The organism is Streptomyces sp. NPDC090088 (genome assembly GCF_044747345.1).
Lineage (GTDB): Bacteria > Actinomycetota > Actinomycetes > Streptomycetales > Streptomycetaceae > Streptomyces.
The window spans coordinates 69,856-87,943 of record NZ_JBIVDZ010000014.1; the positions used below are offsets into that span (position 1 = coordinate 69,856).

Genomic DNA, 18,088 nt, shown 5'->3' on the forward strand with positions numbered 1-18,088 from the left:
GGCCGGTCGACGAAGCGAAGGAGCACGGAGATGCGCACATGGGGGCCGCTGACCGCAGTGCGCCTGGGGACGTTCATGTTGCTGCTGGACGTGACGATCGTGGTGGTGGCGCTGCCGGACATGGCGACGGCGCTGCACGCGTCGCCTCGGCGGTCTCCCGGCCGAGCGTGGGGGAGGTCCGGGATGGCGGGCGGGGCGGTGAACACGGTCCGGCAGCTGGGGTACGCGCTCGCGGTCGCCGTCTTCGGGACCGTGCTCACCTCCCGGATGACCGGCACGCTGCCGCACGGCGCGGCGCACACGCTCGCGGGCGGCGGTGCCGGGGCGCTGCGCGGGACGGTCGCCGAGCACACCCCGCGCACCGCGTTCGCCTCGGGGCTGAACACCGGTCTGCTGGTGCCGGGGGCCGCCGGAACGGTGGCGGGCGTGCTGGTCCTGGTGCTGGTGAGGGCACCCGGGGCGGCGGGCGGAGTGACAGAATCCGCCCCCTCGACGCTGTCTCAGAAGAGCACGTCGACACCGGGCTCCTGACCGGTCGGTAACCGGCTGGGGGCCGTAATCGGGTCGTACAGATTCAGTGGAGATTACGGAGCCGAAACTTACTGAACCGTAAGGGATTCTGTCCGACCCTTCCGCATGTGAGCGTATTTTCCAGGCGCGGGCGCGACCATACGAGAGCAATGCTCGTTTTCGCACCCCCTCCCGAACGGTCTTCCGGTGGGGTAGCTTTCACGGCGCTGTGCGGAGCGTCACTGGCCTCACTGTGGAGCGAGAAGCGGGGAGCGGGGTTTGCGCGAGTTCACCAACCCGCCGTTGGCGTCGGCGCCGCCGGTCGGGGGTCTGGCCGATTGTGTGTTCGAGCATGCCCAGACGGACCCGCTGCACGTCGCACTGGGCCGCAAGGACGAACTCGGCCAGTGGCGTGACGTGACCTCCGCCGAGTTCCGCGACGAGGTCCTGGCCCTCGCCAAGGGCCTCCTCGCACGGGGTATCCGGTTCGGCGACCGGGTCGCGATCATGTCCCGCACCCGCTACGAGTGGACGCTCTTCGACTTCGCGCTGTGGACGATCGGCGCCCAGGTGGTGCCGGTCTATCCGACCTCGTCGGCCGAGCAGTGCTTCTGGATGCTGTACGACGCCGAGTGCACGGCGGCGATCGTGGAGCACGAGGACCACGCGATGACGATCGCCACCGTCATCGACCGGCTGCCGCAGCTGCGCCAGCTGTGGCAGCTGGACTCGGGCGCGGTGCAGGAGCTGTACGACGCCGGCGCGCACCTTGAGGACGAGATCGTGCACCGGCACCGGCAGGCGGTCACCCCGGACTCGATCGCCACGATCATCTACACCTCGGGCACCACGGGCCGCCCGAAGGGCTGTGTTCTGTCGCACGGGAACTTCATGTTCGAGTCGGACACGGTCGTCGCCCGCTGGGAGTCGGTGTTCCGCGCGAAGAAGGGCGAGGAGGTCTCCACCCTGCTCTTCCTGCCGCTCGCGCACGTCTTCGGGCGCATGGTGGAGGTGGCCGCGATCCGGCACGGTGTCCGCTTCGGCCACCAGCCGCAGCTGCACGCGGCCGCGCTGCTGCCCGACCTGGCCGCGTTCCGGCCGACGTTCATCCTGGCCGTGCCGTACATCTTCGAGAAGGTGTTCAACGCGGCGCGCCGGAAGGCGGAGAAGGAGGGCAAGGGCGGGCCCTTCGAGAAGGCCGTGGAGATCGCGGTGAAGTACGCGGACGCGGTCGAGGCGAAGGCCTGGGGCACGGGCCCTGGACCGTCGGCCGGGCTGCGCATGCAGCACCAGCTCTTCGACAAGCTCGTCTACTCCAAGGTCCGCACCGCGATGGGCGGCCGGATCCGCAACGCCATGTCCGGCGGCTCGGGCATGGACCGCAGGCTCGGGCTGTTCTTCGCCGGGGCGGGCGTGCACATCTACGAGGGCTACGGCCTCACCGAGTCGACGGCCGCCGCGACCGCGAACCCGCCCGAGCGCACCCGCTACGGCACGGTCGGCCAGGCCATCCCGGGCACCACCGTGCACATCGCGGACGACGGCGAGATCTGGCTGAACGGCGGCAACGTCTTCCAGGGCTACCTGAACAACCAGAAGGCCACCGACGCCACCCTGCACGACGGCTGGCTGGCCACCGGTGACCTCGGCTCCCTCGACGAGGACGGCTATCTCACCATCACCGGCCGCAAGAAGGAGATCCTGGTGACCTCCGGCGGCAAGAGCGTCTCCCCCGGTGTCCTGGAGGAACGGGTCCGCGACCATCCGCTGGTCAACCAGTGCATCGTCGTCGGCAACGACCGCCCCTACATCGCCGCCCTGGTCACCCTCGACACCGAGGCCGTAGAGCACTGGCTGACCATGCGCGGCAAGCCGCAGATGTCCGCGGCCCAGCTGGTGCGGGACGCCGACCTGGAGACCGAGGTGCGGCGGGCCGTGGTGGCCGCCAACACCCTGGTCTCGCAGGCCGAGTCGATCCGTACGTTCCGTATCCTCGCCCAGCCGTTCACCGAGGAACACGGCCTGCTGACCCCGTCGTTGAAGCTGAAGCGCAAGGCGATCGAGAACGCCTACGCCAACGAGGTCGAGGCCCTCTACCGGGCCTGACGGCCCGGCGGGGCCGTCACTTGATGTCGATCCGGAAGATCTTGTCGGATCCGTCCGCCTGGTTGCCGTTGTTGTCGCAGTTGGTGGTGGACAGCCACAGCTGGTCGGCGCCCGGCACCTTGGTCACGGTCCGCAGCCGCCCGTAGGTGCCGACGTAGTACGCCGTCGGCGTGCCGACCGTCTCCGCGTTGCCGTTGATCGGGATCCGCCACAGCCGCTCGCCGCGCAGGGACGCCATGTAGACGACGTTGCGGACGATGGCGATTCCGCTCGGGGACGCCTCGGACACGTTCCAGGTGGCCTTGGGGTTGGTCATCCCGGCGACCGAGCAGGTGCCCTCGCAGGTCGGCCAGCCGTAGTTGGCGCCCGGCTTGATGAGGTTCAGCTCGTCCTTGGAGCTGTTGCCGAACTCGGCCTCCCACAGCCGTCCGTTGCGGTCGAAGGCGAGGCCCTGGGGGTTGCGGTGGCCGAGGCTGTAGACGTAGTTCCCGAACGGGTTGCCGGGAGCCGCCTTGCCGTCGGTCGTCATCCGCAGGATCTTGCCGTTCAGGGAGTTCTTGTCCTGGGCGAGATCGGGGGTCTGGGCCTCTCCGGTCGAGACGTAGAGATAGCCGTCGGGGCCGAAGAGCAGCCGTCCGCCGTTGTGGTAGCGGTTCTTCTTGATGCCCTGGAGCAGGATCTTGTAGTCGCTGAGCTTGGTGCCGTCGTAGGTCATGCGCACGACCCGGTTGCCCTCGGAGGCGGTGTGCATGAAGTAGACGTAGTGGTTGGTCTCCCACTTGGGGTCGACGGCGACGCCGAGCAGCCCGCCCTCGCCGTTGGTGGTGACGGCGTTCGGGACGGTCCCCACCTGGGTCCTCGTGCCGTCCTTGGTCACCTTCCAGACCCGGAAGTCGTCCCGCTCGGTGACCAGCGCGGTCTTGCCGTCGGGCATCCAGTAGGTGCCCCAGGGGATGGTCCAGCCGGTGGAGAGGGTGGCGATGGAGGAGGGGGTGCCGCCGTCGGTGGCGCAGGCCTTGGTGGTGAAGGTGACGGCGTTGCTCGGCGGGGAGACGTTTCCGGCGGCGTCCCGGGCGACGACGTCCAGGGTGTAGGGGCTGTCGCAGGCGAGACCGGTGAGGGTGGTGGTCGTGGCGCCGGTGACCGTCTGGTAGACGGTGTCCCCGCTGCGGATGTCGTACGCGGTCACCGCGCGGTCGTCGGTGGACGCGCCCCAGGTGAGGTCGGCGGTGTTCGCGGTGATGCCGGCCGTGGTGAGGGTGCCGGGCGCGGTCGGCGGTGTGGTGTCGCTGCTCGGTTTGGTCGTGCAGTCGACGACGGGGCTGGCCGGCGAGGTGTTGCCGGCCGCGTCCCGGGCGATGACGGTGAGGTCGTAGGTGGTGTTCGGGGTGAGCCCGGTGAGGGTCTTGGACGTCGAACTCCCGGGCGCCTCACCGATCTTGTTGCCGTGCTCGTAGAGGTCGTACGCCGTCACGCCCACGTCGTCCGTGGCCGCGCCCCAGCCGAGGGTGAGGCTGTCCTCGCCGATGCCGGAGCAGGACGGCTGGCCGGGGCGGGTGGGGGCCTGGGTGTCGGCCGCGGCGCCGACGCTGATCCGGTCCAGGTTGGGGCCGCCGTCGGCGGTGGTGGCGGTCGCCCGGATCTTGTTGCTGCCCGCGGTCAGCGGCACGTTGACCGACTTGGTCACCCAGGTGTTCCAGTCGGCGGTGGCCGGGAAGGAGACGGCGGAGGCGACGACCGTGCCGTTGACGGAGATGTCCATCGGCCGGTCGGTGGCGGTGCCGTTGGCGAAGCGCAGAGTGAGCGACGAGGTGCCGGCGGCGGCCGCGCTCACCGTGAACTCCACGTACGAGCCCTTGATGTTGGTGTAGTCGACGAAGCCGGTGCCGGTGTAGCCGGTGTGGTTGGTGGCGACCGTGCCCTGCGCGATGGTGGCGTCCTCGGCCTGGTAGTCGGTGGCGGCGAGGGCGGTGCCCTGGCTCAGTCCGGCCAGCGGCAGCGCGAGCACCGCGGCCAGGCCGTAGGGCAGAACTCTCCTGAGATTCATGGGGGTTGCTCCCTGTCAGCCCGTGTACTGGGCGAAGACCTTGAGGTAGTCGTACGGCTGCTGCGACACACCGCTGCAGGCGTCGCCGTCGGTGCCCGAGCCGCAGGCCCGGTCGCGGTTGACGGCCCAGTAGGTGAGGCGGCCGATGTGGTGCTGCTGGGCGTAGCCGAGCATGGTCTTGAAGTCGGCGACACGGACCCGTTCCCCGGAGTCGTCCGTCTTGCCGTTCATCGAGGACAGGCCGATGTGGGCGTAGGCGGTGGCGTCGCTGTAGCCGTAGGCCGACTTGACCTTGGCCTTGAGGCCTTCCATGGCCTGGGTGGTGAGGGTGCCCATGTTCGTGGCGCCGCCGCCGAAGTCGAACGGCATGATGCACCAGACGTCGTTCGCCAGACCGGAGTCGGCGGCCCGCTTGATCATGTCCGCGCCGGTGGAGTCGGGACCGCTGGTCGTCGTCCCGAAGGTGATGACCGTCTTCAGGCCCGGGTTGTTCGCCTTGACCGTCTTGAGCGCGTCGACGACCCGCTGCCGTACGGTCGCGTTGGACCACTCGGTGTTCTCGATGTCGATGTCGAGGGCCTTGAGCTTGTAGGCGTTGATCACCTTCTGGTAGGCGCCGGCGAGCGCGGAGGCGCTGGAGCACTTCTCCCCCAGCTTGTTGCCGCTCCAGCCGCCGACCGAGACGACCACGTCTCCGCCGGCCGCCCGGATCGCGTTGATCTTCGCCTGGTCGTCGCCGCCGGTGAGCGGGCGCGAGCCGTCCCACTTGGGGTTGCAGGTGCCGTCGGAGAGGACGAAGGCGAGGGTGAACCACTTGACGCCGGTCGCCGACATCACCGAGGTCGGGTTCTGCGGGCTGCCCCAGCCGAGGTACTCGTAGGGGGCGACCGCGAAGCCCGGTGAAGCGGCGGCGGACTTCAGGGAGTTGACGGGCTTGACGCGGATCAGGCGGGTCTCGCCCGGGCGCAGGGTGGCGCTGTAGGTGTTCGCGATCACGCCCTTGTGGGAGCCGGACCACAGGTCGGTGACATCACCGGAGCCGGTGAAGCCGACCTGCGACCAGTCCACGCTCACCGTGGAGTTGCCGGAGGTCCCGGTGTTGAAGAGGGCGACGACGTACTGGCCGTCGCTCTCCTTCTTGCTCCACACCTGTTTGACCCCGCTGCTCACGATCCGCTTCGCGGCCACGCCGTCCTGGTCGACGCCGATCAGCCGGTCGTTGGTGAGCATGGCCTTGTCGACGGAGTCGAGGTGGGTGAGGTCGGTGCCGAGCAGCAGCGGGGCCGCCGCCATCGACCAGAGAGTGAAGTGGGAACGGCGCTGGTCGGCGGTGAGGCCCACCTGGTCGCCGTTGCCGATCTCCAGCGAGTCCAGGTCGTTCCAGCCGCCGGGTCCGGCGTACGGCTGCCAGGAGGCGGCCGAGTCGAACCGCTTGGAGACATGGGACCAGTCGGTCAGCGGGTAGCCGCTGCCGTTGTCACCGGGCCCGCAGTAGCACTCCACGTCGCCCTGGGTGCGCCAGCTGTTGGCGAGCCCGCGCCAGGTGCTGGCGTCGGCGATCGGCAGGTTGTTGGAGAGGGCGAAGGTGATGGGCCGTCCGCTCGCCCGCAGCGCCTTGTCCCAGGCCTGGACGTCGGGGACGTCCTGGCTGCCCACGCCGTCGATCTTCAGGTAGTCGACACCCCAGGAAGCGAACTGCTTCGCCCAGGAGTTGACGAACTCCTGCGCGCCGGGCTTCCCGTAGTCGATGTAGTACATGTTCTTGCAGTTGTAGTTCTTCTCCGTCTTCGAGGTGTCCGCGATGTCCTTCGCGTGGTACGACGTGCCCTCGATCGGGGTGTTCTTCAGGACGGCGTTCTTCGCGATGCCGGGCGTGACGTAGAAGCCGAACTTCAGGCCCTTGGAGTGGACGTAGTCGGCGACCGCCTTGATGCCGGAGGGGAACTTGGCGGTGTCGGCGGTCCAGCGGCCGTAGGAGTCGACGACGAAGCCGTTGCTGTCGCACTTCTGCCAGAAGTCGTCGAGGTTGACGTACACGAAGCCGTGGTCCTTCAGGCCGCTGGAGGCCAGTGCGTCGGCCTGGGCCTCGATCTTCGCCTCGGTGGGCTGGCGGCGCACGAAGCTCCAACTGCTCCAGCCCATGGCGGGGCGGGCCGCCTGGCCGTTGTCGGAGGCGGCGGCCGGCTGGGCGGCGGTGCTCAGGAGCGGCACGGCGGCCGCCACGAGCAGACCGGCCACCGCGGCCGTGAGCGATCTGACGCGTTTCACTTCTGTCCCCCGTTCGCGGGTGTGGCGTACGACGTCCCGATCCACGCCTCGTCGATCCGCAGCCGCTTGTACCGGGTGGTGTCGGTGGCGGCGGCCCAGGTGCTGTCGACTTCGAGGCGGACGTAGCGGGCGGTGGTGGCGGTCAGGTCGATGCCCTGGATGCCACGGCGGCTGGGCAGCTGCCCGGACTTGACCGCGCTCCCCCAGTTCGTGCCGTCGTCGCTGAGGTAGACCTTGTAGTCCTTGATCCGCGCCGACTGCTCGGTGTCCGAGCGGGCGTAGGCGACGGAGTCCTCGCGCTGGTTGAGCCCGAGGTACTGCACCTTCTTGGCCGAGCCGAGGTCGAAGGTGAGGTTCACGGGGAGCGTCTTGTTGTTGTCCCAGTAGGTGAGGTAGTCGCCGTCACCGGCGGCCGATCCGGCGTGGCCGCTCGCGGTGGCGCTCGCGGTCACCTTGACACCGGAGAGGATGCCCTGGCGGCCGGCGGTGGTGACCTTGAAGACGGTGTCGTACGGGTCCCAGTCGCCGAGCCCGGTCAGGGTGAGCACTCCGCCGGACTGTGACCACGAAACCGCCTTGCCGGTGCGGAGGTCGGTGACGGAGGCGATGCGGTAGCCGTTGTCGCGGATGCGCAGGGTGGTGGTGCTGGGCGGGGTCAGGACGTGGATGTACTGGCGGTTCGGATCGCTCCTGGCGACGGTCGTGACGCCGTGGGCGCCGTCGTTCCAGAAGCCGGGCTTGAGGCCGCCGTACATGTAGCCGCCGCCCTCGGTGCCGCCCAGGGACTCCCAGATGGGGTCGAGGTAGCTGTTCGCGAAGGTGTTGAAGGCGGCCTGGTTGCTCGGGAACTTGCCGTTGACCTGGGCGGTCTCCGCCATCAGCGCCTTCACCGAGGAGCCCGCGTTGGTGACGAGCCGGCCCAGGGTGAGCATGCGGTCGACGGACGGGTTGGAGCCGTCGTACCACCAGGCGCCGGTCGAGGGCAGCTTGAAGTCGGCCTCGGTGAGGCGGGGTTGGGCCGTGTAGACGGCCTGCGGATAGTCGTAGGCCGGAGTCATGCCGGTCTTCTGCTCGTTGCTGATCATGTCCATGATCGGCGTGTCTTCGTTGTTGTTGCTGAGGGTGTAGTTCGGGCGCTTCTGGTAGATCTGCTGGTAGAGGTCGTGGCTCTCCCAGTACGCGTTGTCGTTGTCGATCCAGAAGCCGCCGAGGTCGGGATAGCGGTCCATGACCTCGAAGAAGTTGTCGTAACTGAACTGGCCGAAGCCGTCGTTGGTGGTCAGGTCGACGTTCTTGCCCTTGTAGGCGGAGTAGGCGGCCGAGTCGAGCCACTCGTGGCCGCCCTCGTCGTGCCACTGGGGGTCGTTGGTCATGTAGAGGATGACCTTCAGGCCCTTGGCCTTGGCGGCGGTGATCAGCTCGCCGAGGAAGTCCCGCTTGGTGGCGCAGGAGCCGGGGATCTTGGAGGGCCAGGGGCGGGCGTAGCCGAGGCGGCTGTGGAAGGTGGCGAGGACCAGGTACTGGGTGTGCAGCTTCTGCGCCTCGTTCACCCAGTAGTCGGGGGTCCAGCCGCCGCTGGTGACGTCGTTCTCCCAGGCGGTGCAGCTGGTGTGGGCGGGGGCGGTGCGCAGGCCCCAGTGCAGGAAGAGGCCGCCGACCGAGTTGCGGAGGAAGTCCTGGCGGGGGTTCTCCAGGTCGAGCGGGGTCGCTGCCGCCGTGCAGTCCTGACTGCCGGAGACGCGCAGTGCGCCGCCGGAGGTGTTGTGACTGTCCGTCAGACAGGCTCCGGTGACATCCTGGAGGCCGATGTCGTACGGCGAGTCGCCGCCCTTCTGCGCGGTGAACCGGGTGAGGCGGATGTCGTTCGCCGCGTTGGCGATGAGGGCCGGGCGGCCGTCGTCCGACGCGAACTTCACACCGCTGTCGGTGAACTGGACGTGGTCGGCGTTGTGCAGGTACCAGCCGTAGGCGGGCCGGGTGCCGATGGCCTTGGGGTTGTAGTCGTTCGGGTCGTTGCTGGGCACGCCGGTGGACATGGTGCCGTTGCCGCCGGGGACGGTGATGTTGACGTGGTTGAAGGTGATCCCGCTGATGCGGTGGCCGCCCTCGCCCCACAGGGTCGGGCTGAAGGAGGGGCTGTTGCCGGTGGCGGTGATGTCGTCGTACGTGACGTCACTGATCGATCCGACACCCGGGCTGTTCCCGCAGCGTTTCCTCGTGCCGATCTTCTCCATGATCGGCGAGTGGACGTTCGTCATCGTGATGTCGCGGTAGTGGACGTCGGAGATCTTCGCGCCGTCCATCGAGACCATGCCGAGGCCGGACTTGTCGGCGCCGTCGATGCGGATGTTCTCGAACTGGTAGTCCGAGAAGTCGCCGCAGGTCTCGGAGCCGAACATCAGGGCGTTGCAGCACTTGGCGCCGAGCGTCGAACCGCTCACCCGGACATGCCCGTTGGGGAGCTTGGCGCCGAGCGCGTAGTCGCTCTTGAAGACCAGGGCGTCGTCGTTGGCGTGGATGGTGGCGTTGGTGATCGTGGCGTTCGTCGTGGAGATGACGTTCCAGCCGTCGCGGTCGCTCGCGGTGTCGATGGTCAGGTGGTCGGAGGTCACGTTCTTGCAGCCGTTGATCAGGGCCGCGAAGTGACCGCCCCGGCGGAGCGTGAGACCGTCGCCGATGCGCAGGCCGTCGCACCGGGTCAGCGAGATGATCTTGTCGGCCTCGCCGGTCTTCGGGTTGCCGGTGATGAGGTTGCCGGCGCCGTCGATGACGCCCTGGCCGACGAAGCCGATGTCGGTGAGTCTGTCGCCGTAGATCATCGCGTCGTGGAAGTGGCTGTGGCCGTAGTCCTGGTAGGCGTCGTACGGGTTGGACTCAGCCTTGTCGTAGGTGTCGGCGCTGGAGCCCTGGAGGGTGGCGCCCTTGTCGAGCTGGAGCGTCACATGGCTCTTCATGTGAATGGTGTTCTTGGACTTGTAGGTGCCGGCGGTGAAGCGGACCGTGCCGCCGCCCGCCGCGTTCGCCGCCGTGACGGCCTTGTCGACGGCCGGGGAGTCGTTGGCCGAGCCGTCGCCCTTGGCGCCGTAGTCCCGCACGTCGAAGACGGCGGCGGGGTGCGGAGCGGCGGGCGGGGCGGCGAGGGCCGCCGGGTGGGAGAGTCCCAGCACGACGGCGAGGACGAAGAGGACGATCGCGGCAGCGCGGTGCCGTGGAGCGGTGGGGGGTTTCATGTGACGGTGCCTCACACCAGTTGATAGCCACGGAGGTTGGTGAGCAGGAGGTAGGTGTCCTGCAGGGAGCCGGAGGTGTCGCCGAGGGAGCGGTAGATGCCCCACTTCGGGCGGACCCGGTCGGCCAGGAAGGTGTCGACGCCGGTCTTGGAGGCGTCGATCACGGTCGAACCGCCGGACTTGAGGATCCAGCGGACCGAACCCGCCGAGCCGTTGCCGACCTTGATCTGGAAGTCGACGTCGGTCCAGCTGTCGTGCAGCGGGTCCAGGTCGGTGCGGCCGACCAGGATGTCGTCGATGGCGAGCTTCAGCTCTATGGTCTGCTTGCCGTTCACGCGCCGCAGCGACTGCACGACGATCGGCGAGCTGCCGCTGCCGGGCTGCTTCATCTGCATGATGTGGGTGAAGGTGGTGGTCGCCTTCAGCGAGCTCGGGATGTACATCGAGTAGGTGACCCGCCAGGTCTGGCCCTCGTTCCACTTGAGGTAGCTGCTGGAACTCGTGCGCAGGCCGGTGACCTCCTGGCGCTGGCGGTCGGTCGAGGTGTCGCGGTCGACCGTGTGCATGTTGAAGCGCCAGTTGTTGCCGGTGGCGAAGATGTGCGGGTGGCCGGCGGGGTGGGAGTCGGCGCGGTCGTCCTCGACGGTCTCGAAGGCGCCGAGTCCGTCACCGCTCGCCGACGGCTGCCACTTGAGCTGCCAGGACGCGGCGTGTGCGGTGGTCGCGGGCAGCCCGACGGCCGCTCCCGCGGCACCGGCGAGCGCGGCGCCGAGCACCGCCCTTCTGGATGTTGTGCTCATGACGCTGCATCACCTCGCAGTTGCTCGTTCATGATCAGGAAGGCCCCGAGGCCGTGGAAGTCGTTGGTGGCCCGGGTGCGGGCGGTGTAGTACGCGTAGTCGCCGACGTTGGTGCCGACGGAGATGTCGGCCAGCTCGGTGCGGCCGTCCGCGCCGACCGACAGCTTCGCGAGCACGCCCTGGTAGCCCCGGCGGGCCACGTCCGCGTAGTGCGCATCGAGGTAGTGCTGCTGGGCGCCGCGCGAGAGGGCGTAGGTGAACATGCTGGAGCAGGAGGTCTCGGTCCAGTTGTCGCTCCGGCCGCCCTTGTCGATCACCTGGAACCAGCGGCCGGTCGCCGGGTCCTGGTACTTCTCCAGTCCCGCCGCCAGCTTGCGGAGGATGGAAAGGAGTTGGGGACGCCGGGGCTGGTTCGCGGGGACCGCGTCCAGCACGTTCACGATCGCCATCGCGTACCAGCCGACGGCACGGCACCAGTGCTCGGGCGCGAGCCCGGTCGCCGGATCCGCCCAACTCGCCGTCTTCGACTCGTCGTAGGCGTGCTTGAGCAGGCCGTTCGCGACCTGGAGGTGGCCGCCGTAGACGGCGAGCTGCTTGGCCGCCTCGTCGTCGGTGTACGCGCTGTCCCCGAACTCCTTGCCGTACTCGACGAGGAACGGGTTCACCATGTAGACGCCGTCCGCCCAGAGCTGGTGCGCGCGGCTGGAGTTGTCCGCGTGCCAGAAGCCGCCGTCAGCGGTGCGCGGGTAGGTGTTCAGGCGGTCGCGGATCTTCTTCGCCGCCTTGCGGTAGCGGTCCTGGCCGGTCTCGTGGTGCAGGATCACCAGGAGGCGGCCGGCCTGCATGCTGTCCAGGCTGTTGAAGGACTGGTCGATCGAGCCGTCGCTCTTCACGAACCGGTCGACGTAGCTCTTGATGTAGGTGAGGTAGCGGGGGTCGTGGGTGCGTCTGTAGGTGAGGTACTGGCCGTAGAGGTAGAGGCCGACCGGGTAGGACCAGCCGCCGATGGTGGCCGGGGTGTAGCGGGCCATGGTGGAGTCGACGACCGCGGTGGACCAGTCGGGGGCGGCGGCCGGTCTGGACGCGGCGGCGACGGCGGGTGCGGCGACGGCGGGCGTGGGTACGGCCGCGGGGAGCGCGGTCAGGGTGGCAGTGGTGAGTGCGACGGCCGTGAGCGCGGCGGCTCGCAGGCGTTTCATGGTCCTCCTTCTCGGTGGGCGGCGGCAGCGGAGGTCCGCCGCAGGGGTACGAGGTGGTGGGCGGGGGCGTGCCGGCAGGCCGGGTCGGCGTTGCGGGCGTCGCCGGTGAGCGCGTACGCCTGGCAGCGGCAGCCGCCGAAGTCGGTGGTGCGCAGGGCGCAGCCCCGGCAGGGCTCGCGCATCCAGGACTCGCCCCGGTAGGCGTTGAAGGCCTTCGACTCCCGCCAGATCCAGGCGAGTTCGCGCTCCCGTACGTTCGGTGGGTCGAGGCCGGGCAGGGTGGCCGCGGCCGGGCAGGGCAGGACCGTGCCGTCGGGGGTCACGGTGAGCGAGATCCGGCCCCAGCCGCCCATGCAGGGCTTCGCGGTGCCGGTGAGGAGATCGGGGGCGACCCAGATCAACTCCGGTTCGTCGAGGCGTTCGCGCCAGCGCAGGACCGTCGCCCTGGCCCGCTCCGCCTGGCCGGGCAACGGCAGCAGGGCGGCCCGGTTGCGGGCGGCCCAGCCGTGGTACTGGGTGTTGGCCAGCTCGATCCGGTCCGCGCCCCAGGACACTCCGAGCGCGATCAGGTCCTCGACGGCGTCGAGGTTGCCCCGGTGCAGGACGATGTTCAGCCCGAACGGGAGTCCCGTCGCCCGGATCAGCCGGGCGGCGCGCTCCTTGGCCGCGAACGAGCGGGCGCCCGCGATGCGTTCGGCGGCCGTCGGCTCCGCGTGCTGCACGGACAGCTGCACCCCGCGCAGTCCGGCGCCGACGAGTCCGGCCAGCCGCCGCTCGCCGAGCCCGATCCCGCTGGTGACCAACTGGGTGTGCAGGCCCGCGCGGTCGGCGGCGACGACCAGCTCCGGAAGATCGCGCCGGAGCAGCGGTTCGCCGCCGGACAGGTGGGTCTGGACGACGCCCAGCTCACCGGCGCTCCGGAACACCTCCGCCCATTCCCCGGACGTCAGCTCGACTGACCGACTGATCAGTCGGACGGGGTTCGAGCAATAGCCGCAGCGCAGCGGGCAGGCGTGGGTGAGCTCGGCGAGCAACGCCCAGGGCGGCTCGGGGGGCGCAGGCAGTTCGGGTGGCGCGGACAGTTCGGGCGGCTCCGGTGATTCGGGCGGTTCCGGTGGTTCACGCGCCGCCGGCGGCTCGGGTGGTTCGCGTGGTTCAGGCGGTTCCGCGGCGGCTGTCATCGCAGCCAGCCCTCCCTCCGCAACGCCGAGAGGAACTCGGGGACTTCGGTGGCGACCGGGGCGTCCGGGAACACCGCGGTCAGTTCGGCGACGATGTCCGGCACCGCCCGGCTGCCGTCGCAGAGCCGGAGCACCCCGCCCGCCCGGCCGTGCAGCACGACCACGCGCTCGGGCAGCAGCAACAGATCGGTGCCGCGCACCCGGTCGTGCCGGAGGACGGCCGTGCGGGCGAGGACGGGCCGCCAGGTCATGGCCCGCCTCCGTCCGGGGTGTCGCTCCAGCCCCGGGTGTCCCCCCGGTCCACGGCGTCCAGAAGGGCCCAGAGCACCTCGCACTTGTAGGCGAGGGCGGCGAGTGCGCGCTGCTGTTCCGCGCGGGTGCGGGCCCACTCCAGGACCAGGGCGAGGGCCTCCTCGCCGTCCCGGGCGCCCTGGTCGACGCGGGTGCGGAAGTAGGCGAGGCCGGCCGGGTCGATCCACGGGTAGTGGTGTTCGAAGGCGGTGACGCGGGTGCGCATCAGGCCGGGTGCGGACAGTTCCGTGAGGGAGGCGGCGACCGCGTCCAGTGCGGGGCGCAGCCGGCAGAAGGTGACGTATCCCTCGACCGCGAAGCGCACCCCGGGCAGCACCCGGGCGCTGTCCCAGAGTTGGTCGCGGCCGAGGCCGGCCGCCTCGCCGAGGCGCAGCCAGCGCTCGATGCCGCCCTCGCCGTCGGCGGTTCCGTCGTGGTCGCGGATGCGGCGCAGCCAGGCGCGGCGCAGTGCGGGCCGGTCGAACTTGGCGAGGATCAGGGCGTCCTTGACAGGGATGTGCCGCTGGTAGTGGAAGCGGTTGGTGATCCAGCGGCGCAGCTCCGCCGGGGTCAGTTCACCCCGGTGCATGCGCAGGTTGAAGGGGTGCCGGTCGTGGTAGCGGTCGGCGGTGACGGCGCGCAGTCGTTCGGTGAACTCGGGGACCGGCCAGCGGTCGGCGGCCGTCCCGGCGTGGACGGTGGTGAGGGTCATGGTGCGGGTCAGCGGTCGCCGAGGGCGTAGCCGGTCACTTCCAGGGCGGTCTCCACCACCTGGTAACCAGGGCTTCGCCAGACCTTTTCATCCGATGTCTGTAGAACGGTGGGTTCCGGCTGACGGTCCTCGGAGGTCGTCTCGTTCATGGTGTACGTACCTGCTTTCCTGAGGTTGGGGGGTCTCAGAGCGCAGACAGGGGGCCGCGTTCACAGGGATCTGCTGGAAAACCCAGAGAGTGGTTCACATCTCTGTACCGGGTTCAGCGATACGTCCGACGGTGCGAACCAGAGTCCCGGCAGGAACGGGCCGCGGTCAATGGTCCGGACCGATAAGGTCGGATGCATTTCCGGCCAATCTCCGCCGACAGGCGCTGACCCATCGGTCAGTTCCGGCGGATTCCACGGTCAGGAATGCATCCTGGCCGGTGATCGTTGACGATGGGAGTACCACCTGTCGACAACCTAAGGATCGAGAGCTCGTGAGCAGCAAGGTCCCCCCGAAAATCCTCAACAACGGCGTCGAGATGCCCCAGCTGGGCTTCGGCGTGTGGCAGGTGCCGGACGACGAGGCCGAGCGGGCTGTCGCCACGGCGCTGGAGGCCGGGTACCGCAGCATCGACACAGCGGCGATCTACGGCAACGAAGAGGGCACCGGCAAGGCGATCGCCGCCTCCGGCGTCCCGCGCGAGGACATCTTCGTCACCACCAAGCTCTGGAACGCCGACCACGGGTACGACGCCACCCTGCGCGCCTTCGACGCGTCGCTGGCGAAGCTGGGTCTGGACTACCTGGACCTGTACCTCATCCACTGGCCGCTGCCGGCCCGGGGCAAGTACGTCGACTCGTACAAGGCGTTCGAGAAGCTGTACGCCGACGGCCGGGTCAAGGCGATCGGTGTCTCCAACTTCCTTCCGGAGCACCTGGAGCGGCTGCTCACGGAGACCTCGGTCATCCCGGCCGTCAACCAGATCGAGCTGCACCCGCATCTGCAGCAGCACGCGGCCCGGGAGTTCCACGACGAGCAGGGCATCGCCACCGAGGCCTGGTCGCCGCTGGGTTCGGGCAAGGGCCTCCTCGAGGTGCCGGCGATCGTCGCGATCGCGCAGAAGCACAACCGCACCCCGGCCCAGGTCGTGCTGCGCTGGCACATCCAGCTCGGCAACGTCGTGATCCCGAAGTCCGTGACGCCGTCCCGGATCAAGGAGAACATCCAGGTGTTCGACTTCAGCCTGGACACCGAGGACCTCGCGGCGATCAGCGCGCTCAACGAGGACCGGCGGCTGGGCCCGGACCCGGCCACCTTCGACGTCGGCTGAGCGGGAGTCCGCCCGGCGAACGGCCGTCCCGCCGCACCAGCGGCGGGACGGCCGTTCGCGTTCCCGGCTCGGGGGCGGGGCGGGTCAGTCGGGGTGCACGTCCGCGTGCACGACCTCGAACTCCTCCAGGCCGACCACGGTCACATGCGCCTTGGCGGCGTCCGCGCGCCGGGCGGCCGCCTGGCCGCCGCGCGAGGCGGCCATCGAGGCGCGGTCCACGAAGAGCGAGCCGACCATGCCCCGGCCGCGCCGCCGGTCGAGGAAGACGGAGCACCGCGCGAAACCGGGCAACGCCTCCAGCCGGGGTATCGCCGAGGAGCGGAACGTCTCGGCGAACAGATCGGCATCGGCCGGGTCGAACTCCACCCTGGTGGACCGCATTCCGCCGCCCGCCCGCGGCGGCTGCACCGAGTGGAAGACGGCCACCTCGTAGTTCTCGACGGAGACGGTGCCCGCGAACGGCTCCAGCATCGGCCCGCGCCGCTCGCTCATCACCTGGTCGCTGTTGCGCCGGGCCTCCTCGGAGCCCCACCAGCTCACCGCGAGCAGTTTGCCCAGATCGCGGTCGACGAAGACGCCCGCGCCCCGGTACTCGGGACGTTCCTCCAGCAGACTGCGCCCTTCGCTGTTCAGCGCCCTGACGGCGGCTTCGACCCGCGCCGGGTCGCCGGTGACGTACACCGTCCGTACGAACATGACCCCTCGCCTCCCAGGAGCCACCGGAGCCACTTCCCCACACCCACACAGCTCCTGTGTAAATGTTCGGAATGTCCTGCCCCACCAGTGTTGCCCTGGCGCCATATCGTCGCAATGCACGACAAAAACCCGAGTTCACAGCCCAGGGGTTGACGCGGACATGCAGCCGGGTCCACCTTGTACGGCACCCGGTCAGGAAACTTTCCTAACAGAAGGGGACCCCCCACAGTGCGCATCCGAACACTGACCCTTGCCGCGGCCTCCGGGGCCGCACTGCTGGCCGCCGGAGTGCTCCCCGCGAGCGCGTCCGGCGCCACCCCCAAGTCCGCCCAGGAGGGCTCGGTCAGCGCGGCGGACCTGCTCGCCAAGGTGACGTCCTGCTCCCAGATATCGAACGGCAAGTACAAGACCGACGACGAGACCTCGGCCACGGTCCCGGTCTGCGGCAAGAACGGCGCGGTCTTCTGGAAGGCCGACATGGACATCGACTGCGACGGCCAGCGCACCACCAACTGCAACGAGGACCGCGACCCCTGGTACCAGGACGACACCGCGTTCCACCAGTCCGACGGCAAGGCGCTCAAGGCCGAGTCGCTGCCGTATGTCGTGGTCCCCAGCTCCAGCAGCATCTGGAACTACTCCGGCGCCGGCATCAAGGGCGGCGGGGTGGTGGCCGTGATCTACAACAACAAGGTCGAGTACGCGGTGGTCGGCGACACCGGCCCCACGAAGATCATCGGCGAGGCCTCGTACGCCACCGCCAAGGCGCTCGGCATCGACCCCGACCCGGCGACCGGCGGCGCCGACTCCGGCGTCACCTACATCCTCTTCAAGAACTCCAAGGTCTCCCCCATCGAGAGCCACAGCGCGGCTGTGTCCCTCGGTGACTCGCTGGCGAAGCAGTTCCTCGCCAACAACTGACCGCGGCGGTTCCCCCGCCGCCCACCGGCCCGGGGAGGGCGGGCGGCCCGGTACCGCACGGTACCGGGCCGTCGGGGCAGGTCAGTTGGGCTGTCCCAGCGGTCGTACGACGATGGTGTTGACGTCCACCCCGGCGGGCTGCCGGATGGCCCACACCACCGAGTCGGCGATCTGGCCGGCGGTCAGCAGGTGACCGGGCGGCAGGCCGTTCCCGTCCCAGAACGGGGTCTCCACCCGGCCCGGCGCGACCAGCGTGACGCCGATGCCGAAGTCGGTGACCTGGCGGCGGGTGTTCTCCGCCAGCCCGGTGACCGCCCACTTGGTGGCGCCGTACAGGTTGCCGGGCGTGTTCACGAACCCGGCGACGCTGCCCACCAGGACGATCCGGCCCCGGGTCTCCTTCAGGGCGTCGACCGAGGCACGGATCAGCAGGGCGGGCCCGAGGACGTTGGTGAGGACCATCTCGGCCCAGCCCGCCGGGTCGCCCTCGGCGACGGTGTCATGGGTGGCGAAACCGGCGTTGGCCACCACGGTGTCCAGCCGGCCGAACGCCTTGAGCGTGCCGTCGACGGCCGCCTGGACGTCGGCGTACTCGGCGGTGTTGCCGACGATCGTCAACAGCCCTTCCGGAGAGCCGAGTTCTTCGGCGAAGGCGCGCAGCCGCTGCTCGCCCCGGCCGGTGACGGCCACCCGGTGCCCGGCGTCCAGCAGTTGGCGGGCGACGGCGGCGCCGATACCGCTGCCGCCGCCGGTGATGAGTGCGACCGGAGAGTCGGTCATGAGGTCCCCCTGTGGCTCGTTCGGTGATC

At 69.6% G+C, this 18,088-nt stretch carries 15 protein-coding genes; 4 read left to right on the forward strand and 11 right to left on the reverse strand.

Features of this window, described 5'->3' with window-relative positions:
- Positions 1–30 precede the first annotated feature (30 nt).
- Together ACIPSJ_RS48270 and ACIPSJ_RS48275 are read left to right on the forward strand one after the other, a co-directional pair.
- Positions 31–531 carry a hypothetical protein gene (locus ACIPSJ_RS48270; RefSeq protein ID WP_401356123.1) on the forward strand — a complete coding sequence of 167 codons (501 nt, stop codon included), beginning with the start codon at positions 31–33 and terminating at the stop codon, positions 529–531.
- A 258-nt stretch (positions 532–789) separates the two neighbouring features.
- Positions 790–2,616, forward strand: a complete 1,827-nt coding sequence (locus ACIPSJ_RS48275) for an AMP-dependent synthetase/ligase (RefSeq protein ID WP_401356125.1) — start codon at positions 790–792, stop codon at positions 2,614–2,616.
- A 16-nt stretch (positions 2,617–2,632) separates the two neighbouring features.
- Here ACIPSJ_RS48275 and ACIPSJ_RS48280 read toward each other — a convergent pair whose 3' ends face one another.
- The 9 genes from ACIPSJ_RS48280 to ACIPSJ_RS48320 all read right to left on the reverse strand — a co-directional run bounded on the left by ACIPSJ_RS48280 (position 2,633) and on the right by ACIPSJ_RS48320 (position 14,493).
- Positions 2,633–4,663: a PQQ-dependent sugar dehydrogenase gene (locus ACIPSJ_RS48280; protein WP_401356127.1), complete on the reverse strand. Its 2,031-nt coding sequence runs from the start codon at positions 4,661–4,663 to the stop codon at positions 2,633–2,635.
- 15 nt (positions 4,664–4,678) lie between these two features.
- Positions 4,679–6,931 (reverse strand): alpha-galactosidase, encoded by a 2,253-nt coding sequence (locus tag ACIPSJ_RS48285; protein WP_401356130.1) that lies wholly within the window; start codon positions 6,929–6,931, stop codon positions 4,679–4,681.
- Positions 6,928–10,161 (reverse strand): glycosyl hydrolase family 28 protein, encoded by a 3,234-nt coding sequence (locus ACIPSJ_RS48290; protein ID WP_401356132.1) that lies wholly within the window; start codon positions 10,159–10,161, stop codon positions 6,928–6,930. Before ACIPSJ_RS48290 ends, ACIPSJ_RS48285 begins: the two co-directional genes overlap by 4 nt.
- 11 nt (positions 10,162–10,172) lie before the next feature.
- Positions 10,173–10,961 carry a Tat pathway signal sequence domain protein gene (locus tag ACIPSJ_RS48295; protein ID WP_401356134.1) on the reverse strand — a complete coding sequence of 263 codons (789 nt, stop codon included), beginning with the start codon at positions 10,959–10,961 and terminating at the stop codon, positions 10,173–10,175.
- Positions 10,958–12,160, reverse strand: coding sequence for a glycoside hydrolase family 105 protein (locus ACIPSJ_RS48300; protein ID WP_401356137.1), 1,203 nt, complete (start codon positions 12,158–12,160; stop codon positions 10,958–10,960). The genes ACIPSJ_RS48295 and ACIPSJ_RS48300 overlap by 4 nt, the downstream gene beginning before the upstream one ends.
- On the reverse strand, positions 12,157–13,224 hold the full coding sequence (pqqE, locus tag ACIPSJ_RS48305) for a pyrroloquinoline quinone biosynthesis protein PqqE (RefSeq protein ID WP_401356455.1): 1,068 nt from the start codon (positions 13,222–13,224) through the stop codon (positions 12,157–12,159). Before pqqE ends, ACIPSJ_RS48300 begins: the two co-directional genes overlap by 4 nt.
- A 113-nt stretch (positions 13,225–13,337) precedes the next feature.
- On the reverse strand, positions 13,338–13,592 hold the full coding sequence (pqqD, locus tag ACIPSJ_RS48310) for a pyrroloquinoline quinone biosynthesis peptide chaperone PqqD (protein ID WP_359214875.1): 255 nt from the start codon (positions 13,590–13,592) through the stop codon (positions 13,338–13,340).
- Positions 13,589–14,344: a pyrroloquinoline-quinone synthase PqqC gene (gene pqqC, locus ACIPSJ_RS48315; RefSeq protein WP_401356140.1), complete on the reverse strand. Its 756-nt coding sequence runs from the start codon at positions 14,342–14,344 to the stop codon at positions 13,589–13,591. Before pqqC ends, pqqD begins: the two co-directional genes overlap by 4 nt.
- Before the next feature lie 8 nt (positions 14,345–14,352).
- Positions 14,353–14,493 carry a pyrroloquinoline quinone precursor peptide PqqA gene (locus ACIPSJ_RS48320; protein ID WP_355717636.1) on the reverse strand — a complete coding sequence of 47 codons (141 nt, stop codon included), beginning with the start codon at positions 14,491–14,493 and terminating at the stop codon, positions 14,353–14,355.
- 332 nt (positions 14,494–14,825) lie between these two features.
- Between ACIPSJ_RS48320 and ACIPSJ_RS48325 the strand changes: the two genes are divergently transcribed.
- Positions 14,826–15,662, forward strand: coding sequence for an aldo/keto reductase (locus ACIPSJ_RS48325; protein ID WP_401356143.1), 837 nt, complete (start codon positions 14,826–14,828; stop codon positions 15,660–15,662).
- Positions 15,663–15,746: 84 nt separating this feature from the next.
- Here ACIPSJ_RS48325 and ACIPSJ_RS48330 read toward each other — a convergent pair whose 3' ends face one another.
- Complete coding sequence (locus ACIPSJ_RS48330) at positions 15,747–16,358, reverse strand: hypothetical protein (RefSeq protein WP_393653522.1); 612 nt, start codon at positions 16,356–16,358, stop codon at positions 15,747–15,749.
- Positions 16,359–16,586: 228 nt separating this feature from the next.
- On the opposite strand from ACIPSJ_RS48330, the gene ACIPSJ_RS48335 reads away from it, so the two are divergent.
- On the forward strand, positions 16,587–17,279 hold the full coding sequence (locus ACIPSJ_RS48335; protein ID WP_359214861.1) for a glycoside hydrolase family 75 protein: 693 nt from the start codon (positions 16,587–16,589) through the stop codon (positions 17,277–17,279).
- Between the two features lie 81 nt (positions 17,280–17,360).
- Here the strand turns inward: ACIPSJ_RS48335 and ACIPSJ_RS48340 are convergent, their stop codons facing one another.
- Entirely contained in the window at positions 17,361–18,059 is a 699-nt protein-coding gene (locus ACIPSJ_RS48340) for an SDR family oxidoreductase (protein ID WP_359214858.1), read from the reverse strand.
- Positions 18,060–18,088: the final 29 nt, after the last annotated feature.